21 protein-coding genes, 1 tRNA gene and 3 pseudogenes are annotated in these 23,697 nt (G+C 55.1%); 6 read left to right on the forward strand and 19 right to left on the reverse strand.

Features of this window, described 5'->3' with window-relative positions; translation table 11 throughout:
* Positions 1-308: 308 nt before the first annotated feature.
* From ACJBF3_RS10955 to ACJBF3_RS10965, 3 genes and pseudogenes are all read right to left on the reverse strand, one after another.
* Positions 309-944 (reverse strand): DUF2268 domain-containing protein, encoded by a 636-nt coding sequence (locus tag ACJBF3_RS10955; protein WP_191599849.1) that lies wholly within the window; start codon positions 942-944, stop codon positions 309-311.
* Between the two features lie 87 nt (positions 945-1,031).
* A complete protein-coding gene (locus ACJBF3_RS10960; RefSeq protein ID WP_406545046.1) occupies positions 1,032-1,547 on the reverse strand; it encodes a GNAT family N-acetyltransferase in 516 nt (171 codons plus the stop codon).
* Between the two features lie 606 nt (positions 1,548-2,153).
* Positions 2,154-2,294: pseudogene (locus ACJBF3_RS10965) on the reverse strand (IS66 family insertion sequence element accessory protein TnpB); the annotation flags it as partial.
* Here ACJBF3_RS10965 and ACJBF3_RS10970 point away from each other — a divergent pair.
* Positions 2,293-2,808: pseudogene (locus tag ACJBF3_RS10970) on the forward strand (epoxide hydrolase family protein); the annotation flags it as partial. The pseudogenes ACJBF3_RS10965 and ACJBF3_RS10970 sit on opposite strands and share 2 nt — an antisense overlap.
* A 243-nt stretch (positions 2,809-3,051) precedes the next feature.
* Here the strand turns inward: ACJBF3_RS10970 and ACJBF3_RS10975 are convergent.
* From ACJBF3_RS10975 to actS, 4 genes and pseudogenes are all read right to left on the reverse strand, one after another.
* Positions 3,052-3,141: pseudogene (locus tag ACJBF3_RS10975) on the reverse strand (integrase); the annotation flags it as partial.
* Between the two features lie 68 nt (positions 3,142-3,209).
* Positions 3,210-4,403, reverse strand: coding sequence for a phage integrase central domain-containing protein (locus ACJBF3_RS10980; protein ID WP_191599845.1), 1,194 nt, complete (start codon positions 4,401-4,403; stop codon positions 3,210-3,212).
* Between the two features lie 195 nt (positions 4,404-4,598).
* Positions 4,599-4,672 (reverse strand) — tRNA-Gly (locus ACJBF3_RS10985).
* A gap of 80 nt (positions 4,673-4,752) precedes the next feature.
* Positions 4,753-5,496, reverse strand: coding sequence for an amidase activator ActS (gene actS, locus ACJBF3_RS10990; protein ID WP_045329198.1), 744 nt, complete (start codon positions 5,494-5,496; stop codon positions 4,753-4,755).
* Positions 5,497-5,659: 163 nt separating this feature from the next.
* Here actS and idi point away from each other — a divergent pair, with 163 nt between their 5' ends.
* Positions 5,660-6,202 (forward strand): isopentenyl-diphosphate Delta-isomerase, encoded by a 543-nt coding sequence (gene idi / locus ACJBF3_RS10995; protein ID WP_047717606.1) that lies wholly within the window; start codon positions 5,660-5,662, stop codon positions 6,200-6,202.
* Positions 6,203-6,239: 37 nt separating this feature from the next.
* Here the strand turns inward: idi and lysS are convergent, their stop codons facing one another.
* From lysS to xerD, 5 genes are all read right to left on the reverse strand, one after another.
* Positions 6,240-7,757 carry a lysine--tRNA ligase gene (gene lysS / locus ACJBF3_RS11000; protein ID WP_021242046.1) on the reverse strand — a complete coding sequence of 506 codons (1,518 nt, stop codon included), beginning with the start codon at positions 7,755-7,757 and terminating at the stop codon, positions 6,240-6,242.
* A 9-nt stretch (positions 7,758-7,766) separates the two neighbouring features.
* A protein-coding gene (prfB, locus tag ACJBF3_RS11005) for a peptide chain release factor 2 (protein WP_096151315.1) occupies positions 7,767-8,865 on the reverse strand; the annotation gives its coding sequence in 2 pieces (ribosomal slippage) (positions 7,767-8,789 and positions 8,791-8,865; 1,098 coding nt in all).
* A 90-nt stretch (positions 8,866-8,955) separates the two neighbouring features.
* Complete coding sequence (gene recJ, locus ACJBF3_RS11010; protein WP_406545047.1) at positions 8,956-10,689, reverse strand: single-stranded-DNA-specific exonuclease RecJ; 1,734 nt, start codon at positions 10,687-10,689, stop codon at positions 8,956-8,958.
* A gap of 5 nt (positions 10,690-10,694) precedes the next feature.
* Positions 10,695-11,408 carry a bifunctional protein-disulfide isomerase/oxidoreductase DsbC gene (dsbC, locus tag ACJBF3_RS11015; RefSeq protein WP_045329203.1) on the reverse strand — a complete coding sequence of 238 codons (714 nt, stop codon included), beginning with the start codon at positions 11,406-11,408 and terminating at the stop codon, positions 10,695-10,697.
* A gap of 28 nt (positions 11,409-11,436) precedes the next feature.
* The gene (gene xerD, locus ACJBF3_RS11020; RefSeq protein ID WP_032643259.1) at positions 11,437-12,333 is read right to left on the reverse strand and encodes a site-specific tyrosine recombinase XerD; all 897 of its coding nucleotides are present in this window, start codon (positions 12,331-12,333) and stop codon (positions 11,437-11,439) included.
* A 101-nt stretch (positions 12,334-12,434) separates the two neighbouring features.
* Here xerD and fldB point away from each other — a divergent pair, with 101 nt between their 5' ends.
* Positions 12,435-12,956: a flavodoxin FldB gene (fldB, locus tag ACJBF3_RS11025; protein ID WP_045329205.1), complete on the forward strand. Its 522-nt coding sequence runs from the start codon at positions 12,435-12,437 to the stop codon at positions 12,954-12,956.
* Positions 12,957-12,962: 6 nt separating this feature from the next.
* On the opposite strand, the gene ACJBF3_RS11030 is transcribed toward fldB, so the two are convergent.
* Complete coding sequence (locus ACJBF3_RS11030; RefSeq protein WP_032643262.1) at positions 12,963-13,373, reverse strand: protein YgfX; 411 nt, start codon at positions 13,371-13,373, stop codon at positions 12,963-12,965.
* Positions 13,354-13,620, reverse strand: a complete 267-nt coding sequence (gene sdhE, locus ACJBF3_RS11035) for an FAD assembly factor SdhE (RefSeq protein WP_045329206.1) — start codon at positions 13,618-13,620, stop codon at positions 13,354-13,356. The genes ACJBF3_RS11030 and sdhE overlap by 20 nt, the downstream gene beginning before the upstream one ends.
* 294 nt (positions 13,621-13,914) lie before the next feature.
* Between sdhE and ygfZ the strand changes: the two genes are divergently transcribed.
* The gene (gene ygfZ / locus ACJBF3_RS11040) at positions 13,915-14,895 is read left to right on the forward strand and encodes a tRNA-modifying protein YgfZ (protein WP_045329209.1); all 981 of its coding nucleotides are present in this window, start codon (positions 13,915-13,917) and stop codon (positions 14,893-14,895) included.
* 84 nt (positions 14,896-14,979) lie between these two features.
* On the opposite strand, the gene ACJBF3_RS11045 is transcribed toward ygfZ, so the two are convergent.
* Positions 14,980-15,639, reverse strand: coding sequence for a hemolysin III family protein (locus ACJBF3_RS11045; RefSeq protein ID WP_045329211.1), 660 nt, complete (start codon positions 15,637-15,639; stop codon positions 14,980-14,982).
* 265 nt (positions 15,640-15,904) lie between these two features.
* Between ACJBF3_RS11045 and ACJBF3_RS11050 the strand changes: the two genes are divergently transcribed.
* Together ACJBF3_RS11050 and bglA are read left to right on the forward strand one after the other, a co-directional pair.
* Positions 15,905-16,636: a MurR/RpiR family transcriptional regulator gene (locus tag ACJBF3_RS11050; protein ID WP_045329216.1), complete on the forward strand. Its 732-nt coding sequence runs from the start codon at positions 15,905-15,907 to the stop codon at positions 16,634-16,636.
* A gap of 116 nt (positions 16,637-16,752) precedes the next feature.
* Entirely contained in the window at positions 16,753-18,186 is a 1,434-nt protein-coding gene (gene bglA / locus ACJBF3_RS11055) for a 6-phospho-beta-glucosidase BglA (RefSeq protein WP_045329218.1), read from the forward strand.
* A 76-nt stretch (positions 18,187-18,262) separates the two neighbouring features.
* Here the strand turns inward: bglA and ACJBF3_RS11060 are convergent, their stop codons facing one another.
* The 4 genes from ACJBF3_RS11060 to gcvT all read right to left on the reverse strand — a co-directional run bounded on the left by ACJBF3_RS11060 (position 18,263) and on the right by gcvT (position 23,585).
* Positions 18,263-19,006, reverse strand: a complete 744-nt coding sequence (locus tag ACJBF3_RS11060; RefSeq protein WP_045329220.1) for an SDR family oxidoreductase — start codon at positions 19,004-19,006, stop codon at positions 18,263-18,265.
* A gap of 70 nt (positions 19,007-19,076) precedes the next feature.
* Positions 19,077-21,950: an aminomethyl-transferring glycine dehydrogenase gene (gcvP, locus tag ACJBF3_RS11065; protein WP_045329223.1), complete on the reverse strand. Its 2,874-nt coding sequence runs from the start codon at positions 21,948-21,950 to the stop codon at positions 19,077-19,079.
* A gap of 127 nt (positions 21,951-22,077) precedes the next feature.
* Positions 22,078-22,467 carry a glycine cleavage system protein GcvH gene (gene gcvH / locus ACJBF3_RS11070; protein ID WP_014885143.1) on the reverse strand — a complete coding sequence of 130 codons (390 nt, stop codon included), beginning with the start codon at positions 22,465-22,467 and terminating at the stop codon, positions 22,078-22,080.
* Between the two features lie 23 nt (positions 22,468-22,490).
* Positions 22,491-23,585 (reverse strand): glycine cleavage system aminomethyltransferase GcvT, encoded by a 1,095-nt coding sequence (gcvT, locus tag ACJBF3_RS11075; RefSeq protein WP_045329225.1) that lies wholly within the window; start codon positions 23,583-23,585, stop codon positions 22,491-22,493.
* Positions 23,586-23,697 lie beyond the last annotated feature (112 nt).

The following is a 23,697-nucleotide window of genomic DNA, read 5'->3' on the forward strand; positions in this document are numbered from 1 at the left end:
GCTAAAGACTCCACTTGCTATATGAATAAAAAACAGGACACTTGGGGAGCCTGACTTGCCACGGGGGACGATTTCAGATGGATATGATGCTTGGGTATATGCTTTCCCAATATGAAGAACTACCTGTGTACTCAGATATGAGTTCTTACCTGTAATTTTAGATTGAGGGGTACACGGATTAAAAGTATTGGTACGCAGCGGACGGGATTGCAGGCAACTGTCAGCTTTGAACCCACAGCAAGAGGTGGGCTATTCAGCTTTCGCTCATGAGTAAAATCCTGGCTTCAGAGAAATCAGGAATCTGCACTTCATATAAAAGCCTTTAACTCCTCAGCTTTTATGTTTGCAAGCATTGAAGCTTTCAAATGGGGGAATGCTGCGAGATACCTGGATATCAGGTTGAACCCTGCGGTATATCCCAGCCACCTTGGAAAATCCCCGGTTCCGAAAAACCAGCCATTATGGTCGTAATCAGTGCAATGCCAGTTTTCCAGCATTTGTAAACAGTAGTGCTCAATAGTGTCGGACTTGAGGTTTTCCCAGGGCTCAGGTTCACCACCAAAAATCTCAAGTGAAAAATGTCCGGCAAGCCCTTCAGAGACCAGCGCCTCGCCCAGCGTTGAACCGTATCCTGGTCCTGTCCACCTTGCCGCATGGTGCAGTTCATGAGCAAACATACGTTCAATAGAGTGCGCATCGTTTTTGCAGAATGCGGGATTTTCAGGATCGACAGTTATGTAGATAACGCCCGCTTCAGGACAAAACCCTCCATGCCCTTTTTCAGGGATAACATAATTACCGGCCTTAACAACGACATCCAGTGAAGGAGTCGGCATCAACCTTGCAGCTTGTATGTAGGTATCAGTCAGTTTAGTTTTAAGCCATTCACAGTGAACGGTGAGTTTTTTATGAGCGTTCAGAAAATGGAATGTTATTTGAGGCATTTCTGTACCACTATAACGCGCAAGTCATTGACTGAATCTTAATCAACTCTCGACCACTCCGGCAAGCATAATCGGCAATGTGGTAACCTAACCAGTATAGCCGCCAGGTTCTGCTGAACTTTCGGAAGCCAGTTTACTCAGGAGTTCACCATGGAGATAATAACTCACAATGCCATCATTTATTCTCCCCCCTAAAGACTGATAAAAACGGTTTGCTCCGGCGTTTGATTTCTCGGCATTCCAGTTGATGCTTTGGCACTCATTTTCCAGAGCGAGTTTTGCAATAAAGCGCATCATAGATTTCCCTGTGCCTTTCCCTCTCTCATTCTGGGAGATATAAAGCTCTTTAACGTGCAACTGACCACTGTACCGGGGAGAAGGGTATAAAATACTGCAGCACGCCAGCCCAACAATATGAGCGTCGCAGCGAGCCCTGATCACCTGAGTACCGGACAGCTGACTGAACAGTCGATTGCGGAGGTAATTCTTCAATTGAGGTTCCTGAATGTTGCCCTTACCATAATAGTGTTCTTCCATCTCAGTAAAAATTTTTACCATGGTTTCCCATTCATGTAGCGGACACAGTTCTACTGTTACTTCCATGCTTGCTCCTTTTAGCTAATAAAGCGTCACAGATGTGTCAGGATTCTGCGCTATTGCAGCCCTTATCCGCAGTATTGATTTGTATGTGTATAATTTTAATAAACAGTCAGTCCGTCACATGGATTGAAAAAAATGGCTGATCGTATGAAATCATCGTCTAGACCAAAATGTTATCTGGTGTTTCACACAGCCGGGGCACAGAGCGGACGGATACGTGGCACTGGGGCTGCTATGAGCAAAGAACGAACTATGTTATATCCCCATTACAACCATTTTTTATAACTATAAACGTCATTATATTGATAAGTGGCGTATAAAGTGCACGGCATTGTTACTGAAAAAAGGTGTATTCACTATGAACCCCTATGAAAGACAGTACAGGCATTTGCGGGCAAAAGGAGCTGTTGCCTGGGCTGGCAATGGGTATCTAAGGGCAAAAAAACAGCAAGATAAAATCTTCCATTGGCTCAACTTACATCAATATTTACCCCAGCCGTTGCCGCAATACAGGTTGAGTGCATCCCACTGCTTCAGCAGGTATGAGAGCGCCTTCGCTGTAATGCCGGTGCGACGAAAACGCGTAAACATTTTATGTGTAGCGGAAGTACTGATATTGAGTTGCTCTGCGATTTCACGATAAGTCATCGCCTCATTAAATCGCAGGCTCAATGCTGTGAAAATCCAGGGTCTACTGGTGTAAGGCGTGTTTCTGTCCACGGTAGTGTCCATGTTCGCGAAAGTGTCCATGGTAGGAAACGCGGAAAAAAATAAAAGACGGTCTGAAGGTGTGCCGGTCAGCGAGTTAAAGGTATTAATAGCTTACTGGCGTGGCGGGTTTGACTGGCGTGCGCAGGAAAGCAGGCTTAACCGGCTTCCACAGTACGTCTGTACACTGGACTGTGGACAGGAAATCCATTTTATTCATAAAAAAGGCCGGGGTTCCACATGCCGGCCGTTGCTCATGATACACGACTGGCCCGGCTTGTTTACTGAGATGGAAGCGATCCTTCCTCTGCTGACCGACCCGGCCGCACACGGTGCGGGTGAACTGGACGCCTTTGAAGTGGTAGTTCCCTCATTGCCCGGCTATGGTTTTTCCCCGGCGCCCCGGAACAGCGGCACGGGGCTATATGAAATCGCCGGCATGTTCGCCGAGCTCATGGAAAAACTGGGATATGACAGTTTCTGTGCCCAAGGCGGCGATTGGGGTGCCCATATCACCAGCTGGCTGGCACACCGCTTCCCTGAGCGGGTCCAGGCCATACACCTTAATTTTCTGCCGGGCTCTTACTCGCCATATACCGGAAGCGATGCACCATTATCCCCCGCTGGGCAGGCTTTTCTGGATCGCCAACAGGCATGGTACAAACAGGAGGGCGGTTACAATCTTATCCAGGCTACGCTTGCCTGCCGCCTGAATGATTCGCCGGCCGGGCTGGCTGCATGGATTTATGAGAAACTGTATTTCTGGAGCGACTGGAAGCGCTCTTACGATGGCACGCTTATAAGCTGCTCGTACTGTGTTACGTTCCATATGGCTCATCTGGTGCTCCACCGCATCCCTAGACCATGAGCCCGACTCGATCAGTGAACTCCAGTCTATCGGACAAACAAAAAATAAAAGAATGGCGTTCCCACCCCGTCCTGGGTGGGAATCAACCATTAACGATTACCTGCTGATGAATTAATAAGCTGATCAATATGATCAGCATACCACTGCATCATCTCCCGCCTTCCGTCCAGATATTGCGCATGGTTATACGTCCCACGAATTGAGTTTTTATCAACGTGAGCCAGTTGCAGCTCGATCCAAGCGGAATTAAAACCCTGTTCATGGAGGATGGTACTCATCGTGTGGCGAAAACCATGCCCAGTTGCCCTTCCCCCATAGCCAATACGCCGAATTAATACATTCAACGACATATCACTGATCGGTTTAACTTTTTCAAGTCTTCCAGGAAAAACATACAAATAGGCATTTGTCATCGTTTTGAGCTCCTCCAGAATAGCCAAGGCTTGTCGAGACAGAGGAACAACGTGAGGACGACGCATTTTCATTCGTTCTTCGGGAACATTCCAGAGATTGTTTTCAAAATCAAACTCTGACCATTCCGCCTTACGCAATTCACCAGGACGCGTCCCTGTTAGGATAAGCAGCTTCATGGCGAGCTTAACGAGGATATTACCGGTATACGCTTGAAGAAAAGTAAGAAAATCAGGCAATTCTGTTGCCTGCAGGTGCGGATAATTCACCTTTTTATGTGGCATCATCACACTTGCGAGATCTGGAGCCGGATTAGATAGCGCACGTCCTGTTGCGATTGCGTATTTCCAGACTTCACCGCAGCGCTGACGAACCTTTCGCATCTTCTCTGTAGCCCCCCTTTTTTCAAGACGGGATAAAACTCCCATTAATTCCATAGGGGTAATAGAATCAATCGGGCGATGACCTATATAAGGGAAAACGTCTTTCTCAAACGTTGCGATCATTTCAGTCCGATAAGACTCAGCCCAAAGATCATAGCGCCGTTGATACCATTCCCTTGCAATAGATTCAAAAGTGTTATTGAGTTTATCTTGCTGGGACAGTTTCTTTTCTTTGCGAATATCACTTGGGTTGATACCTGCGGCTAATAAGTCCCGTGCCTCGTCGCGTTTACTTCGGGCTTCAGATAAAGAAACTTTTGGGTAAGTTCCCAAGGACAACATTTTAGCTTTACCTTCATAACGGTAACGAAACCGCCAGCCCTTTGAACCATTGGGTTCTATCTGTAGCGATAATCCGTTACCGTCTGCTTTGGTATACGTTTTATCGGCAGGCTTCGCACGGCGTATCTCAAGGTCTGTGAGGGGCATATGTATAGTTTTCTCCTCTGAAATCGTCCTGTGTGTATAGTTTCAGAGTGTATAGGAAATGCTATACACATTTCTATACAACATCGGCTCTTGATTTGGAGTAACTCTGGTTGAATTGAGTTGATGAAAAAATGGATAAAAACTGTGTTAAATCAGCAGTAAGTTGAATTACGTGGAGTTCTGTAGAATTGAAAATGGAGCGGGCGAAGGGAATCGAACCCTCGTATAGAGCTTGGGAAGCTCTCGTTCTACCATTGAACTACGCCCGCTTTGAGGTGCGTAAGGCATTATAGACCTTACGCACCTTCATACAAGCCTATTCGCAACTAACCGGCGATAAAATAATCACTTAGCACTTCGGCTTACTGCCGGGAGCAGGAAGATAACGCTGCGGATCGATGGCCGTCGCCTTGTAGCGAATCTGGAAGTGCAGCTTCACCGTATCCGTTCCCGTGCTGCCCATGGTGGCAATCTTCTGCCCCGCCTTCACGTTCTGCCCATTGTTGACCAGCATCGTGTCGTTGTGCGCATAGGCCGTGATGTAGTCTTCGCCATGCTTAATCATGATCAGGTTACCGTAGCCGCGCAGCTGGTTACCGACGTAAACCACCTTCCCGGCCCCGGAGGCATAAACCGGCGTACCGCGCGCAGCGGCGATATCAATCCCCTTGTTGCCACCTTCAGAGAGTGAGTATGGGGCGATCACTTTACCGCTGGCAGGCCAAATCCAGCACCGCTGTCCAACCGGCGGCCATGACGATTGCGGCACCTGATAGGATGGCGTCACTTTGGCGGTTTTGCCTTTCGAAGAGGATTTTTTCCCCGAGGACGATCCGCCGCTCACCTTCAGCTGCTGACCCACCTCGATGGTGTAGGGCGGAGAAAGATTATTCAGCCGCGCCAAATCCTTCACGCTGGTCCCCGTTGCGCGCGAAATCCGGTACAGGGTATCCCCGCGCTTAACGGTGTAGACCGAACCGGAATAGCTGCCCATATCCGACGACTTGCTTCCTGAACAGCCCGCCAGGAATAGCGTCAGCATCAGGCAAATAGTGGCGGTGATGGGGTTTCTCGTCAGGCTTCCTGCAAACAAAACAGATCCTCGGTCAGCGTGAATGGCGCACTATGATAACAGCCAAAATGAAGATGGGTCATGCCCTTTTCCGCTCTACGAGCCAAACCGTTCGTATAAGAATGCCGTATAATGAACCGGCTGATGGTGCTGAACCATTCGGCGTTTTGGCACTGGAGCATCAATGAGTATTCAAGAACACGTTATTTTGGTAAACGACCAGGGAATGGTGATTGGCACTCAGGAAAAATATGCCGCGCATACGTTACATACCCCGCTGCACCTGGCTTTCTCTTCCTGGCTTTTCAACGCCGAAGGCGAGTGTCTGATCACCCGACGCGCATTAAGCAAAAAAGCCTGGCCGGGCGTCTGGACAAACTCCGTCTGCGGGCACCCGCAGTCGGGTGAAAAGACGGAAGAGGCCATTATCCGCCGCTGCCGCTTTGAAGTGGGCGCTGAGCTGACCGATATCACCGCCGTCGCCCCTGAGTTTCGCTATCGGGAAACAGACCCGTCCGGGATCGTGGAAAACGAAATTTGCCCGGTATTCGCCGCCCGCATTACCAACGACGTAACAATAAACGTAGAAGAAGTAATGGACTATCAGTGGGTTGAACTGGACGCGCTATTCCGCGCGCTGGACGCGACGCCCTGGGCCTTTAGCCCATGGATGGTCATGGAAGCGAAGACCGCCCGCGAAAAACTCAAAGCCTTCGCGACGCAATAAAAAAGCCCCTTTCGGGGCTTTTTTGCATCTTAACGCCTTACTTCACCGGGCGCATCGCCGGGAAGAGGATCACGTCGCGGATGGTGTGGCTGTTGGTGAACAGCATCACCATACGGTCGATACCAATACCCAGACCCGCCGTTGGCGGCAGGCCGTGCTCCAGCGCGGTCACGTAGTCTTCGTCGAAGAACATCGCTTCGTCGTCGCCTGCCGCTTTCGCGTCAACCTGATCCTGGAAGCGCTGGGCCTGGTCTTCCGCATCGTTCAGCTCGCTAAAGCCGTTGCCGATTTCGCGGCCGCCGATGAAGAATTCGAAGCGGTCGGTGATTTCCGGATTCTGGTCATTACGACGCGCCAGCGGAGAGACTTCAGCCGGATATTCGGTGATGAAGGTCGGCTGAATCAGGTGCGCTTCGGCCACTTCTTCGAAGATCTCGGTCACGATACGGCCCAGACCCCAGCTCTTCTCAACCTTGATACCGATGCTTTCCGCGATCGCTTTCGCAGAGTCGAAGTTATCCAGATCCGCCATATTGGTTTCCGGACGGTACTTTTTGATCGCTTCGCGCATGGTCAGTTTTTCGAACGGCTTGCCGAAGTCGAAAACTTCTTCACCGTAAGGGACCTGCGTGGTGCCCAGAATATCCTGCGCCAGGGTACGGAAGAGGGATTCGGTCAGCTCGATCAGATCTTTGTAATCCGCATACGCCATATAGAGTTCCATCATGGTGAACTCTGGGTTATGGCGAACGGAGATACCTTCGTTACGGAAGTTACGGTTGATCTCGAACACGCGATCGAAGCCACCGACCACCAGACGCTTCAGATACAGCTCCGGCGCGATACGCAGGTACATGTCCAAGTCCAGGGCGTTGTGATGGGTGATGAACGGACGCGCAGACGCGCCGCCAGGGATCACCTGCATCATTGGGGTTTCCACTTCCATAAAGTCGCGGTTCACCATGAACTGGCGGATACCGGCCATGATCTGGGAGCGAATTTTGAAGGTCTTGCGGGATTCATCGTTAGAGATGAGATCCAGATAGCGCTGACGATAGCGCGCTTCCTGATCCTGCAGGCCGTGGAATTTGTCCGGCAGCGGGCGCAGGGCTTTGGTCAGCAGACGCAGCTCGGTGCAGTGGATAGACAGTTCACCGGTTTTGGTTTTGAACAGCTTACCTTTCGCGCCCAGGATATCGCCCAGGTCCCACTTCTTGAACTGCTCGTTGTAGATGCCTTCCGGCAGGTCGTCACGGGAAACGTACAGCTGAATGCGGCCGCCCACGTCCTGCAGGGTCACGAAGGAGGCTTTACCCATGATACGACGGGTCATCATGCGGCCTGCAACGGCCACTTCAACGTTCAGCGCCTCCAGCTCTTCGTTCTCTTTAGCGTCGAAGTCTGCGTGCAGTTGGTCTGAGGTATGGTCACGACGAAAATCGTTCGGGAACGGTACGCCCTGCTCGCGCAGCGCTGCCAGCTTCTCGCGGCGGGTTTTCAGTTCGTTGTTAAGATCGACTACCGCGTCAGCGCCCTGTGCTTGTTGTTCAGACATGTTGGTTCCTCATAACCCTGCTTTCAAACTTGCTTCGATAAATTGGTCCAGGCTGCCGTCCAGCACCGCCTGCGTGTTGCGGGTTTCAACCCCGGTACGCAGGTCTTTGATGCGGGAGTCATCAAGGACGTAAGAACGGATCTGGCTGCCCCAACCGATGTCGGACTTGTTGTCTTCCATCGCCTGTTTCTCAGCATTTTTCTTCTGCATCTCCAGCTCATAAAGCTTCGCTTTCATCTGCTTCATGGCCTGGTCTTTGTTCTTATGCTGGGAACGGTCGTTCTGGCACTGTGTTACCAGCCCGGTTGGAATGTGGGTAATACGCACCGCAGATTCCGTACGGTTAACGTGCTGACCACCCGCGCCGGATGCGCGATAAACGTCAATACGCAGGTCCGCCGGGTTAATTTCGATATCAATATCTTCATCAACTTCCGGATAGACAAACGCGGAGCTGAAGGAGGTATGACGACGACCGCCGGAGTCGAACGGGCTCTTACGCACCAGGCGGTGAACGCCGGTTTCGGTACGCAGCCAGCCGTAGGCGTAGTCACCGATGATCTTGATGGTAACGGATTTCAGACCCGCCACTTCACCTTCAGACTCTTCGATAATTTCGGTTTTGAAGCCGCGCGCTTCGGCCCAACGCAGGTACATACGCGTCAGCATGCTGGCCCAGTCCTGCGCTTCGGTACCGCCAGAACCCGCCTGAATATCGAGATAGCAGTCAGCGCTGTCGTATTCGCCGGAGAACATACGACGGAATTCCAGCTGCGCCAGCTTCTCTTCCAGCACGTCGAGTTCTGCCACGGCTTCGTTAAAGGTCTCTTCGTCGTCGGCTTCGACGGCCAGCTCCAGCAAACCGGAAACATCTTCCAGCCCCTGGGCCATTTGATCCAGCGTATCTACGATAGCTTCGAGAGAGGAACGCTCTTTACCCAGCGCCTGTGCGCGTTCAGGTTCGTTCCAGACGTCCGGCTGTTCCAGCTCGGCGTTTACTTCTTCAAGACGCTCTTTCTTGGCATCGTAGTCAAAGATACCCCCTAAGAACGTCGGAGCGCTCCGTGAGGTCCTGAATACGGTTTTTTACCGGATTAATTTCAAACATGGTCTGTTTTCTTTTATGGACTTGTCAAAATGCGGTGATAAGAGCGGGATTGTACCGAATCCACGCCCTTTTTTATAGAGATTACTGCCGCTAAATTGGCCAGATATTGTCGATGATGATCTGAAGGGTGCGGTTACCGCGAAACTCGTTGATGTCCAGTTTGTACGCCAGTTCGACCTCGCGCACGCCGTTGTCCGGCCATACCGTCGTGTCCACGTTGAAGGCAATACCGTCCAGCAGCGGGCCGCCGCCCACGGGCTCAACCATCACCTTAAGATGACGTTCGCCGACGATACGCTGCTGCAGCAGGCGGAAGCGCCCGTCGAACAGCGGTTCCGGGAACATCTGCCCCCAGGGGCCGGCATCACGCAGCATTTGCGCGACGTCCATGGTCATTTCCGCCGCCGACAATGGCCCATCGGACACCACTTCCCCCTGCAGCAGGGCCGGGTCAATCCAGTCGGTGACCAGTTCACCAAACAGCCGCTGGAACTCGTCGAACTTCGCCTCTTCCAGCGACAGGCCCGCCGCCATCGCATGGCCGCCGAACTTGATCATCAGCCCCGGATGCAGCGTATCAAGACGCTCAAGCGCATCGCGCATGTGCAGACCCTGAATCGAACGGCCAGAGCCTTTCAGCGTGCCGTCGCCCGCGGGGGCGAACGCGATCACCGGACGGTGGAAACGCTCTTTAATGCGCGACGCCAGAATGCCGACCACGCCCTGATGCCACTCGGGGTGGTACATTGCCAGCCCGCCCGGCATCGTGTCGCCGCTGCGCTCAAGTTTTTCGCACAGGGTCAGCGCTTCGGCCTGCATCCCCTGCTCAATCTCTTTACGGGTCTGGTTCAGCGCGTCCAGCTCGTTGGCCAGCACGCGCGCTTCACCGATGTTGTCGCACAGCAGCAGCGCCACGCCGACGGACATATCGTCCAGCCTTCCCGCCGCGTTCAGGCGCGGCCCGAGGGCAAAGCCCAAATCGCTTGCCGCCAGCTTGAGCGGATCGCGGTTGGCTATCTCCAGCAGCGCCTTGATCCCCGGACGGCACTTGCCCGCGCGAATGCGGCTTAGGCCCTGCCAGGTCAAAATGCGGTTATTGGTGTCGAGCGCCACCACGTCTGCGACGGTGCCCAGCGCCACCAGGTCGAGATATTCGGCCAGGTTCGGTACGGCAATACCGCGGGATTCGAACCAGCCCTTATCGCGAAGCAGGGTACGCAGCGCCAGTATCAGATAAAACGCCACGCCTACGCCCGCGAGGGATTTCGAGGGAAAATCGCAGTCGCGCAGGTTGGGGTTAATAATCGCGTCGGCGTCAGGCAGCGTTTCACCCGGCAGGTGGTGATCGGTGACCAGCACCGGGATCCCCAGCGCGTGGGCGCGATCGACACCCGCATGGGAAGAGATCCCGTTGTCGACGGTCATGATCATCTGCGCACCGCGGGCGTGGGCCTGATCGACCACTTCCGGGCTGAGGCCATAGCCGTCTTCAAAACGGTTTGGCACAAGATACGTAACGTTATCGCAGCCCAGCGCGCGCAGGCTGAGCACGCTCAGCGCGGTGCTGGTTGCGCCGTCGGCGTCGAAATCCCCTACCACCACGATCCGCGTTCCCTCACGCAGCGCGTTGTAGAGCATCTCAGCGGCTTTTTCGATGCCGCTCAGCTGCTGCCAGGGCAGCATCCCTTTCACGCTGCGCTCAAGGTCTTCAGCGCGACGCACGCCGCGGCTGGCGTAGAGCCGCTTCAGCAGTGCCGGGAGATCGTCTGGCAAATCAACCGGTTCAACCGCCTCGCGGCGGCGTAATTTTATCGGGGCTTTCACGCGGATTATTTACCACCAAACTGTTTCTGGTGCGCGTCGAGGAACTCTTTCATCTCTTTCGGTCCCTGATAGCCCGGAACGACATAGCCGTTGCTCAGGACAATCGCAGGCGTACCGCTCACGCCAAACTGCACGCCCAGCGCGTAGTGGTTAGCGATATCAATGTCGCAGGAGGCTGGCTTAACGCCTTTGCCGCTCATCGCGTCGTCAAACGCCTTGTTGCGGTCTTTCGCACACCAGATAGCCTTCATGTCCTGCTCTGGCTGGCTCTGCACGCCCGCGCGCGGGAAGGCCAGGTAGCGCACGGTAATGCCCAGCGCGTTGTAGTCTTTCATCTCTTCATGCAGCTTATGGCAATAGCCGCAGGTGATGTCGGTGAAGACGGTAATGACGTGTTTTTCCTGCGCCGCTTTATAGACGATCATCTCTTTTTCGAGCGCGTTCAGGTTTTTCATCAACAGCTGGTTGGTCACGTTGACCGGCTGCGCGCCGCTCACGTCGTACATCGGCCCCTGAATAATGTGCTTGCCGTCTTCGGTGACGTACAGCACGCCGCTGTTGGTCAGCACCGTTTTCATGCCGGCAATCGGTGCAGGCTGAATATCGCTGCCGGTAACGCCAAGCTTAGCCAGCGACTGTTTGATGGCGGCGTCGTCCGCATGGGCGAAACCGGTAAAGGAGGCTGCCAGCAGGGTGAACAGCGCAAAAGTCTTTTTCATAGTTGATCCTGTTACAATTCGTCGGCACTCACGCGCGAGGGTGGTGCTGTTGGTGTAGCTGCCGCAGGCGTTCCGTCGCGACATGGGTGTAAATTTGCGTCGTAGAAAGATCGCTGTGCCCCAGCAGCATCTGCACCACGCGTAAATCGGCGCCGTGGTTTAACAGATGCGTCGCGAAGGCGTGACGCAATACGTGCGGCGAAAGCTTTTCACTGTCGATACCCGCCAGTGTGGCGTAATGCTTGATGCGATGCCAGAACGTTTGCCGCGTCATCTGCTGGGCGCGCTGGCTCGGAAACAGGACGTCAATAGACACCCCGTTGAGCAACCACGGGCGACCGTGCTCCAGATACGTTTCCAGCCAGTAAACCGCCTCTTCACCCAGCGGCACCAGCCTTTCCTTGTTTCCTTTACCAATGACGCGCACCACGCCCTGACGCAGGCTGATGTCGCTCATGGTCAGCCCAACCAGTTCCGAAACGCGCAGGCCGGTAGCATACAATAGCTCAAGCATGGCTTTATCGCGTAACTCCAGCGGCAGGTCAACTGCCGGTGACTGTAATAATCTCTCAACTTGTGCTTCGCTGAGATCTTTCGGCAGCCGCTGCGGGAGCTTAGGGGAGGCCAGCAGCGCGCTGGGATCGTCTTCACGAATCTTCTCACGGTAGAGATGCTGGAACAGCCGACGCATGGCGCTGAGCAAGCGTGCGGAACTGGTGGCTTTGTAGCCCCCCGCGATACGTTCCCCAAGCAGCGCCTGCAGGTCGTCATGCTGCGCGCTCGCAAGGGATAACCCCCGGTGTGCCAGCCACTCCACCAGCATGGTGAGGTCGCGACGATAGGCGCTGAGGGTATTCTCGGCCAGATTTTTCTCCAGCCACAGCGCGTCGAGAAACTGTTCGATCAGTGCGAGATCCTTTTCCACATCAGCCCCTTTGATTCTGCAGTCAGGCCATTATGCCTGATTGCGACCGGTTTCTGGTACACTACGCGCAAAGTCAACGCAAGAATTGAGATAGTTACGCGATGAATATTGGTCTGTTCTATGGTTCCAGCACCTGCTACACCGAAATGGCGGCAGAGAAAATTCGCGACATCATTGGTCCGGAACTGGTGACGTTGCATAACCTGAAAGATGACGCGCTTACGCTGATGGAGCAGTATGACGTGCTGATCCTCGGCATCCCGACCTGGGATTTCGGTGAGATACAGGAAGACTGGGAGGCTATCTGGGACCAGCTTGATGCGCTCAACCTCGACGGCAAAATCATTGCCATGTACGGCATGGGGGATCAGCTGGGTTACGGGGAATGGTTCCTGGACGCGCTCGGCATGCTGCATGACAAGCTGGCGCCGAAAGGGGTATCGTTTATCGGCTACTGGCCAACCGAAGGTTACGAGTTCACCAGTAAAAAACCGATTATTGCCGACGGCGAGCTGTTTGTTGGACTCGCGCTGGATGAAACCAACCAGTACGATCTCAGCGATGAACGCCTGCAAACCTGGTGCGAGCAGATTCTGGGCGAAATGGCGGAAAAGTTTAGCTAACGCGCATTATCCCTGCGTCGTCTGTTGTAACAGCATCCGGCGCAGGTCTCGCCACTCCGCGGCATCCATACTGTCGGCCGCCAGCCACAGATGCTGGCAGCGCCCGCCCTCCACGTTGCGTAACCGTAACATCATGCCGTAGTTGAGCATCCATGGCATACCGAGAATATCCCACTCTTTCCCCTGCCAGCGCAGGCGGGAATCCATCAGTAACTTAATTTCTCCCTGACGGGCATTTATGCGACGCTGACTACGTACGCTGTCAAAAACGACAAACGACAGTAACAGCAGCCACAGCGGCGTATAGCTCAGCGGCCACGGCATCAGTAACACAAAGGCCGCAACCAGGCCGTGGAGCAATAAAGACATCCACTGCGAGCGCCACGAGACGCGAAGATCAGATTGCCACAGGACCACGTTCCCGATTCCGTGTTTGAATTAATTGCACCATCCGTTGCAACTCGGTGTCGGCGGGTTTGCCATGGTTCATCAGCCAGTTGAACAAATCCGGATCGTCAGACTCAAGCAGGCGAACAAACAGACGCTTATCCTCATCGCTTAAGGTGTCGTACTCATATTCGAAGAAAGGCATGATGGAGATATCAAGTTCACGCATGCCGCGACGGCACGCCCAGTGAATACGGGCCTTGTTGTTAATATCCATGTTCAGTTTCCTGCATTACGTTTGGCACAGTCGGTACCCCGTTCAATGTTCTTTATTTCTCTACGGGAACACCAGCTAGTGTAACGTGTTTTTGACCGTTTCATTACTGGAATATTGCGATCGCCGAGCTGGCTTCCAGAATAATCCCTACAAAGACAGCGGATTACATTACTTTGCGTGGCGCTACGCATAACCGGTTGATGGCACAAATGGCCTGCTGAAAGCGCTTGCATTGCCTGCAGGCTCTTTTACCATTAGGCATTATCAAAGCGTTAAGCAATTCAGGATATCGTTATGGCCTTTACACCATTTTCTCCTCGCCAGCCCGCCGCCTCTGCGCGTCTGCCGCTGACGCTTATTTCTCTTGATGACTGGGCGCTGGCAACGCTCACCGGGGCCGACGCCGAAAAATACCTGCAGGGCCAGGTAACTGCCGACGTCAGCCAGATGACCGAACATCAGCACCTGCTGGCCGCCCACTGCGACCCCAAAGGTAAAATGTGGAGCAACCTGCGTCTTTTCCGCCGTCAGGACGGTTTTGCCTTTATTGAGCGCCGCAGTCTGCAGGAGGCCCAGCTAAAAGAGCTGAAAAAGTACGCGGTCTTCTCAAAAGTGACCATTGCGCCAGACGACGAACATGTCCTGCTGGGTGTGGCCGGTTTCCAGGCGCGTGCGGCGCTGAAAAATCTCTTCAGCGAACTGCCGGATGCCGAAAAGCAGGTGGTCAGCGAAGGCGCAACCTCCATCCTGTGGTTTGAACACCCGGCTGAGCGTTTTCTGTTAGTCACGGATGCCGATACCGCCGAACGCGTGACCGAGGCGCTTCGCGGCGAGGCGCAGCTCAATAACAGTCAGCAGTGGCTGGCCCTGAACATCGAAGCGGGTCTGCCAATCATTGACGCCGCAAACAGCGCGCAGTTTATTCCTCAGGCAACCAACCTGCAGGCGCTGGGGGGCATCAGCTTTAAAAAAGGCTGCTACACCGGCCAGGAAATGGTCGCGCGCGCGAAATTCCGCGGGGCAAATAAGCGTGCATTATGGACGCTGGCGGGCCATGCCAGCCGAGTACCTGAAGCGGGTGAAGATTTAGAGCTGAAGATGGGTGAAAACTGGCGCCGTACCGGCACCGTGTTAGCCGCCGTTCAGCTGGATGATGGCCGTCTGCTGGTGCAGGCAGTAATGAACAACGACATGGAAGCCGACAGCGTGTTCCGCGTGCGTGATGATGTGAACACGCTTAGCATCGAGCCGCTGCCGTATTCACTGGAAGAGTGATGCCGTATCGCCCGGTGGCGCTGCGCTTACCGGGCCTACCGATCGTGTAGGTCGGGTCAGGCGAAGCCGCCACCCGACAACAAGCTACGCCTGCCCTACATACAAATAAATTGCCAAAAAGTGGCACACGCTCCCGCCCAGCACAAAACCGTGCCAGATGGCATGGTTATAGGGGATGCGCTTGCAGACGTAGAAAATCACGCCGAGCGAGTACACCACGCCGCCTAAGGCCAGAAGCGTCACGCCCCCTATCGACAGTTTGATGGCCAGTTGATACACCACAATCAGCGACAGCCAGCCCATGGTCAGATAGGTGACCAGCGACAGCACCTTAAACCGGTGCGCGATGGTCAGCTTAAACAGGATCCCCAGCAGCGCCAGGCTCCAGATAACAATCATCAGGCCGCGCGACAGCGGCGAGTTGAGCCCCACCAGCAGAAACGGCGTGTAGGTACCTGCAATAAGAAGATAGATAGCGCAGTGGTCAAATTTCTTGAGCCACGTCTTGGCCCGCTGATGCGGGATCGCGTGGTACAGCGTCGACGCGAGGAACAGCAGGATCATACTCCCGCCATACAGGCTGTAGCTGGTAATGGCCATTGCGCTGGCATTGGCGTCCACCGCCTGAACCAGCAATAACACTAAACCGACAATCCCAAACACCAGGCCAATGCCGTGGCTGATGCTGTTGGCTATTTCCTCAGCCAGTGAATATCCCTGTGCGATTAATGGTCTGCTCACCATACAAAACTCCGGGAAAACTAAAGATGATTATTCATCGCATAGCTATGCTAACTGAGAATGATTCCAGTGAACACCTGTTAGCTAAAATAATTTCACTTCGGGATTTATACCTAAAAATCATAGATATAAATAAATTTTTCACCTAACAATTGTTCACATAAAAATTTAATCATTATGAATCAAGGGCATAAAAATGGATCCTGCCCTCTGGCTGCATGTTATGATGTGACGATGTGTTCAGAATGAGAGTTATGCCACTGTGAGTATGTTCAGCCACGCGGCCATTGCCAGTCTCAATAATCTGGAAATGATGGTCTACAACTATGTCATCAAAAACCGTGACAAAGTGATGTACATGACCATCCGCGAGCTGGCGGATGCGGCTGGCGTCTCAACGACGACCATTCTGCGCTTTTGCCGCAAGCTAAACTGCGAGGGGTATTCTGAATTTCGCGTGCGCTTTAAGCTTTATCTTGAACAGAACGAGCCCCAGCAGGCGAACTTCGGTGCCAGCGAAATTATCAGCTTCTTTAAAAGCGTGAATAATGAAGAGTTCGACGCGTTATTGGATGATGCGGTAGATATTATTCTATCGTCAGAACGCATTATATTTGTCGGTGCCGGAACCTCCGGATCGCTGGCAAAATATGGCGCGCGTTTCTTTTCGAATATCGGGAAATTCAGTAACCATATTGATGACCCTTATTTCCCGGTCACCAATGATATGGCGAAAAATGCGCTGGCAATTGTGCTTTCCGTCTCGGGCGAGACCGAAGAGATCCTGCGCTTCGCCAGCCAGTTTAGCCTTCATCACTGCAAGGTGCTCTCCATTACCAGCCACGAGCACTCGCGTCTCGCCAAACTGGCGGACTTTAATCTTTCCTGGCATGTCCCACAGACGCGTATTGCAGGCGTCTATGACATTACCACGCAAATTCCCGTCATTTATATTCTGGAGTCTCTCGGACGTAAACTGGCGAAGAAACTCACAGAATAAAACACCCTGTTTTTTAGATGTGACAAATCACATTACGCACACCTTGTTATATCGTGACATTTAATTTCGCTTTGCTAGACTCGATGCCAATAAGCCATTTATTGAGAATAGCAGCGATGAAAAAATTAACCTTACCAAAAGATTTTTTATGGGGTGGCGCGGTTGCCGCTCACCAGGTTGAAGGCGGCTGGAACAAAGGCGGCAAAGGGCCAAGCATTTGTGACGTATTAACCGGCGGCGCGCACGGCGTGCCGCGCGAAATCACGCAGGACGTGGTGCCGGGGAAATACTATCCAAACCACGAGGCCATCGACTTCCACGGCCACTACAAAGAAGACATCAAGCTGTTTGCCGAGATGGGCTTCAAATGCTTCCGCACCTCTATCGCCTGGACGCGCATCTTCCCGAACGGTGATGAAACCCAGCCAAACGAAGAAGGGCTGAAGTTTTACGACGACATGTTCGATGAGCTGCTGAAATACAACATCGAACCGGTGATCACCCTCTCCCACTTCGAAATGCCGCTGCACCTGGTGAAGGAGTACGGCAGCTGGACCAACCGTAAAGTGGTCGATTTCTTTGTGCGCTTCGCGGAAGTGGTCTTCGAGCGCTATAAAAACAAGGTCAAATACTGGATGACCTTCAACGAAATCAACAACCAGCGTAACTGGCGTGCCCCGCTGTTTGGCTACTGCTGCTCGGGCGTGGTCTATACCGAACATGAAAACCCGGAAGAGACCATGTACCAGGTCCTTCACCACCAGTTTGTGGCCAGCGCCCTGGCGGTGAAAGCGGCACGCCGCATTAACCCGGAGATGAAGGTCGGCTGCATGCTGGCGATGGTGGCGCTCTATCCGTTCTCCTGCAAACCGGAAGACGTAATGTTCGCCCAGGAATCCATGCGCGAGCGCTACGTCTTTACCGACGTCCAGCTGCGCGGTTACTACCCGTCCTACGTGCTGAACGAGTGGGAGCGCCGCGGGTTCTCCATCAAAATGGAAGCGGGCGACGAGCAGATCCTGCGTGAAGGTACCTGCGACTACTTAGGCTTCAGCTACTACATGACCAACGCGGTGAAAGCGGAAGGCGGCACCGGCGATGCGATTTCCGGCTTCGAAGGCAGCGTGCCGAACCCGCACGTGAAGGCATCCGACTGGGGCTGGCAGATTGACCCGGTAGGCCTGCGCTATTCCCTGTGCGAACTGTACGAGCGTTACCAGAAGCCGCTGTTTATCGTGGAGAACGGCTTCGGCGCCTACGATAAGGTGGAAGAAGACGGCAGCATCAACGACGACTATCGCATCGACTACCTGCGCGCCCACGTGGAAGAGATGATCAAAGCCGTGACGCACGACGGCGTGGATCTGATGGGCTATACGCCGTGGGGCTGCATCGACTGCGTGTCGTTCACCACCGGCCAGTACAGCAAGCGCTACGGCTTTATCTACGTGAACAAGCACGACGACGGCACGGGCGACATGTCCCGCTCCCGTAAAAAGAGCTTCAACTGGTATAAGGAAGTGATTGCCAGCAACGGCGAGACGCTGTGATTTTTGCCCGGTGGCGCTGCGCTTACCGGGCCTACACGAACAGCAGGCCGGGTAAGGCGAAGCCGCCACCCGGCTTTTATTTCCCGCCCGCCAGCTCTATAAAACTGCCCGTGACGTACGACGCCTTCTCGCTCAGCAGCCAGACAATCGCCTGCGCCACCTCTTCCGGCTGGCCGCCGCGCTGCATCGGCAGCAATGATTTCACGCGATCCACCCGCCCCGGCTCTCCGCCTGAGGCATGGATATCGGTATAGATCAGCCCCGGACGGACGCAGTTGACGCGAATACCCTGCGCCGCCACCTCCAGCGCTAACCCGGTTGTCAGCGAATCCACCGCGCCTTTAGAGGCCGCGTAGTCAACATATTCACCCGGCGCCCCCAGACGAGATGCGGCAGATGAGACATTCACTATCGCCCCACCCTTCCCGCCATGCTTGAAGGACATGCGCTTTACCGCTTCCCGGCAGCAGAGGAAGTAGCCCGTGACGTTGGTCGCCAGGACGCGGTTAATACGCTCGGCGGAGAGATTCTCGATAGTGGATTGCTCAAACAGGATCCCCGCATTATTAACCAGCGCGGTCAGCGGCTCGCCTTCCCGATCGAGGCTGTCAAACATCGCCAGCACCTGGGCCTCATCGCTAATGTCTGCACGCAGGGCAAATGCTTTTCCACCCGCCTCAACGATCTGGCTGATGACGTCCTTTGCGGCTTTGATATTGTGGTGATAATTCACCGCCACGGTATAGCCTTCGCGGGCTAGCTGCAGCGCGGTGGCTTTACCGATGCCGCGGCTGGCGCCGGTGACCAGTGCAATTGCCATTTTCTTCTCCCAATAAAAAAGCCGGGTGGCGGCTTCGCCTTACCCGGCCTACATGACTACACCAATAATATTACTGGTATTCGCTCATCGGTACGCAGGAGCAGAACAGGTTACGGTCGCCGTAGACGTCGTCGAGACGCTTCACGGTCGGCCAGTACTTGTTCGCCACGCCTGCCGGGAAGACCGCCAGCTCGCGGGAATAGCCGTGGTTCCACTCTGCCACCATCTCGTGCTGAGTGTGCGGAGCGTTGACCAGCGGGTTATCTTCCAGCGTCCACTCGCCGTCCTGCACGCGGTCGATTTCCATGCGGATAGCCAGCATCGCGTCGATGAAGCGGTCCAGCTCGGCTTTGCTTTCAGATTCCGTTGGCTCCACCATCAGCGTGCCCGCCACCGGGAACGACATGGTTGGCGCGTGGAAGCCGTAGTCGATCAGACGCTTGGCGATATCCAGCTCGCTGATACCCGTCGCGTCTTTAAGAGGACGAATATCGAGGATGCACTCGTGCGCCACGCGACCGTCACGGCCGGTGTAGAGGATCGGGAAGGCAGACTTCAGGCGCGTCGCAATGTAGTTGGCGTTCAGGATCGCCACTTGGCTCGCCTGCTTCAGCCCTTCTGCGCCCATCATGCGGATGTACATCCAGCTGATTGGCAGGATAGAGGCGCTGCCGAACGGTGCCGCTGAAACCGCGCCCTGACGGGTCAGCATGCCTTCAATTTGCACCACGCTGTGGCCCGGCACGAAAGGCGCCAGGTGCGCTTTCACGCCGATAGGACCCATGCCCGGGCCGCCGCCGCCGTGCGGAATGCAGAAGGTTTTGTGCAGGTTGAGGTGAGATACGTCCGCGCCGATAAAGCCCGGAGAGGTAATGCCCACCTGAGCGTTCATGTTCGCACCGTCGAGGTAAACCTGGCCGCCAAACTGGTGCACCACTTCACACACTTCGCGGATGGTTTCTTCGTATACGCCGTGGGTGGACGGATAGGTCACCATGATGCAGGAGAGCTTGTCGCCCGCCTGCTCGGCTTTCGCACGCAGGTCAGCCAGGTCGATGTTGCCGTTCTTATCGCACGCCACCACCACCACTTCCATGCCCGCCATCTGGGCAGAGGCCGGGTTGGTGCCGTGGGCGGAGCTTGGGATCAGGCAGATATCGCGGTGGCCTTCGTTGCGGCTTTCGTGATAGTGGCGGATCGCCAGCAGGCCCGCGTATTCGCCCTGCGCGCCGGAGTTCGGCTGCATGCAGAGCGCGTCATAACCGGTCAGCTTCACCAGCCAGTCGGAAAGCTGGTTGATCATCACATGATACCCTTCCGCCTGCTCTGGCGGGCAGAACGGGTGCAGCTCGGAGAATTCAGGCCAGGTGATGGGGATCATCTCTGCCGCAGCGTTGAGCTTCATGGTACAGGAGCCCAGCGGGATCATCGCCTGGTTCAGCGCCAGATCCTTGCGCTCCAGAGAGTGCATATAGCGCATCATCTCGGTTTCGCTGTGATAGCGGTTGAACACCGGATGCGTCAGGATCGCGTCATTGCGCAGCATGCTCTCCTGAATGGAGCGGCTGTCGAGCGCGACCTCTTTGTCGAGCGCGTCAATGTCCAGGCCGTGCGCGTCACCCAGCAGGACGCTGCACAGGTTCAGGATATCGTCGCGGGTGGTGCTTTCATCCAGCGTAATGCCGACGGCGTTGTGGATGTCGCTGCGCAGGTTGATCTTTGCCGCGTCCGCGCGCGCCAGCACGGCCGCTTTGTCCGCCACGTCCACGCACAGCGTGTCGAAGTAGTGGGCATGGCGCAGCTTAAGGCCCTTCTGCTGCAGGCCGCAGGCCAGAATATCGGCCAGGCGGTGAATGCGGCTGGCAATACGCTTCAGGCCCGCCGGGCCGTGGAACACGGCGTACAGGCTGGCGATGTTTGCCAGCAGCACCTGAGAGGTGCAGATGTTGGAGTTCGCTTTCTCGCGGCGGATGTGCTGCTCGCGGGTTTGCATCGCCATGCGCAGCGCGGTGTTACCGGCGGCATCTTTTGAGACGCCGATAATACGGCCAGGCATGGAGCGTTTGAATTCATCTTTCGCGCCGAAGAACGCCGCGTGCGGGCCGCCGTAGCCCATCGGAACGCCGAAGCGCTGCGCTGAACCGAAGACGATATCTGCGCCCTGTTTGCCCGGTGCGGTGAGCAGCACCAGCGCCATAAAATCGGCGGCAACGCTGACCACTACCTTGCGGGACTTCAGCTCGGCAATCAGCGCGCTGTAGTCGTGAACCTCGCCCGTGGTGCCAACCTGCTGCAGCAGCACGCCGAAGACGTCCTGGTGATCCAGCACTTTGTCAGCGTCGTCAACGATCACGTCAAAGCCGAAGGTTTCCGCACGGGTGCGCACCACGTCCAGCGTCTGGGGATGCACGTCCGCCGCCACGAAGAAGCGGTTGGCGTTTTTCAGCTTGCTGACGCGCTTAGCCATCGCCATCGCTTCGGCTGCCGCGGTCGCTTCATCCAGCAGCGAGGCGGAAGCGATATCCATGCCGGTCAGGTCCAGCGTCACCTGCTGGAAGTTCAGCAGCGCTTCCAGGCGGCCCTGGGACACTTCCGGCTGATAAGGGGTGTAAGCGGTGTACCAGCCCGGGTTTTCCAGCATGTTACGCAGGATCACCGGCGGCAGCTGCACGTTGGTATAGCCCATGCCAATGTAAGACTTATAGCGCTTGTTCAGGCCAGCGATGGCCTTCAGCTCCGCCAGCGCGGCGAATTCCGTGGTGGCTTCCCCCACCTGAGGCGGCGTAGCAAGCTGGATGTCTTTTGGCACAATCTGGCCGATCAGTGCGTTTAATGAATCCGCGCCAACAGTCTTCAGCATCTCCTGCTGTTGCTGAGCATCCGGCCCAATGTGACGTTCAATGAAGGCGCCACGGTTTTCAAGCTGGCTTAAAGTCTGTGTCATGAGCGATGGTTCCTGAAACGTGCAGTGAATCGTAGTTATCTGTAACGCTGTTGCCCGGTGGCGCTAACGCTTACCGGGCCTACGTTGACCTGTAGGCCGGATAAGCGCAGCGCCATCCGGCAAAACGTTATTCGTCTTCCAGTAATGCTTCGTATGCGGTCGCATCCAGCAGCGCGGCAACCTGAGATTCGTCGCTGGCTTTGATCTTGAAGATCCAGCCGCCTTCATAAGGCTCGCTGTTCACCAGCTCCGGCGAATCGCTCAGCGCGTCGTTAACGGCAACAATTTCACCGCTTACCGGGGCGTAGATGTCGGATGCTGCTTTAACGGACTCCGCCACGGCGCAGTCGTCGCCCGCGCTCACGGTTGCGCCGACTTCCGGCAGGTCAACAAACACCATGTCGCCCAGCAGCTCCTGCGCGTGCTCGGTAATCCCTACGGTGTAAGTGCCGTCCGCCTCTTTGCGCAGCCACTCGTGTTCTTTGCTGTATTTCAGTTCTGCTGGCACATTGCTCATTGAAGTTCTCCTGATAAAAATGATTAGGCGACCGGCTTACCGGCGCGAACAAAAATCGGTTTGGTTACGTTGACCGGCATTTCACGGTTGCGGATTTGCACCACCGCCGTTTCGCCAATGCCAGCCGGCACGCGTGCCAGTGCAATACTGTAGCCCAGCGTCGGGGAGAAGGTTCCGCTGGTGATCACGCCTTCGCGCGGATTGCCGTCGGCATCGGTAAAGCGCACCGGCAGCTCGCCGCGCAGCACGCCTTTTTCCTTCATCACCAGGCCAACCAGCTGTTCCGTGCCCTTCTCGCGCTGCATCTCCAGCGCTTCACGGCCAATAAAGTCACGATCGGCCGGTTCCCACGCGATGGTCCAGCCCATATTGGCGGCCAGCGGAGAGACGCCTTCGTCCATCTCCTGACCGTAAAGGTTCATCCCCGCTTCCAGACGCAGCGTATCGCGCGCCCCCAGACCCGCAGGCTTCACGCCCGCTTCCACCAGCGCGCGCCAGAAATCAGCGGCCTTCTCGTTTGGCATCGCAATTTCGTAACCCGCCTCACCGGTGTAGCCGGTGGTGGCGATATACAGATCGCCCGCCTGCACGCCGAAGAACGGCTTCATGCCTTCAGTTGCTTTGCGCTGCTCGTCGTTAAACAGTGACGCGGCTTTCGCCTGCGCGTTCGGCCCCTGCACGGCGATCAGCGACAGATCGTCACGGACGGTGATGTCGATGGCATACGGTTCGGCGTGTTGGGCGATCCAGGAGAGGTCTTTTTCGCGGGTGGCGGAGTTGACAACGAGGCGGAAGAAATCTTCGGTGAAGTAGTAGACGATAAGGTCATCAATCACGCCGCCCGAGGCATTCAGCATGCCGGTATAGAGCGCTTTACCCGGCGTCTTCAGTTTGGCGACGTCGTTGGCCAGCAGATAACGCAAAAACTCCCGGGTGCGGCTACCGCGCAGATCGACAATCGTCATGTGGGACACGTCGAACATACCGGCATCGGTGCGCACCGCGTGGTGCTCATCAATCTGCGAGCCGTAGTGCAGCGGCATCATCCAGCCGTGGAAGTCCACCATGCGGGCGCCGCATAACACGTGCTGTTCGTACAAAGGAGTCTGTTGAGCCATCTTGTCCTCGTTGAAAAATTCACCGTGAAACCCGGTATCGACCTCGTTCCCGAATGCCGACGCAAACGTTCTCTTTTACCTGAACTTACCACCGAAACCGGCGGTTAACCAT

It is taken from the genome of Enterobacter sp. PP-008-ECC_S150 (assembly GCF_045257065.1).
Classification (GTDB): domain Bacteria; phylum Pseudomonadota; class Gammaproteobacteria; order Enterobacterales; family Enterobacteriaceae; genus Enterobacter; species Enterobacter chengduensis.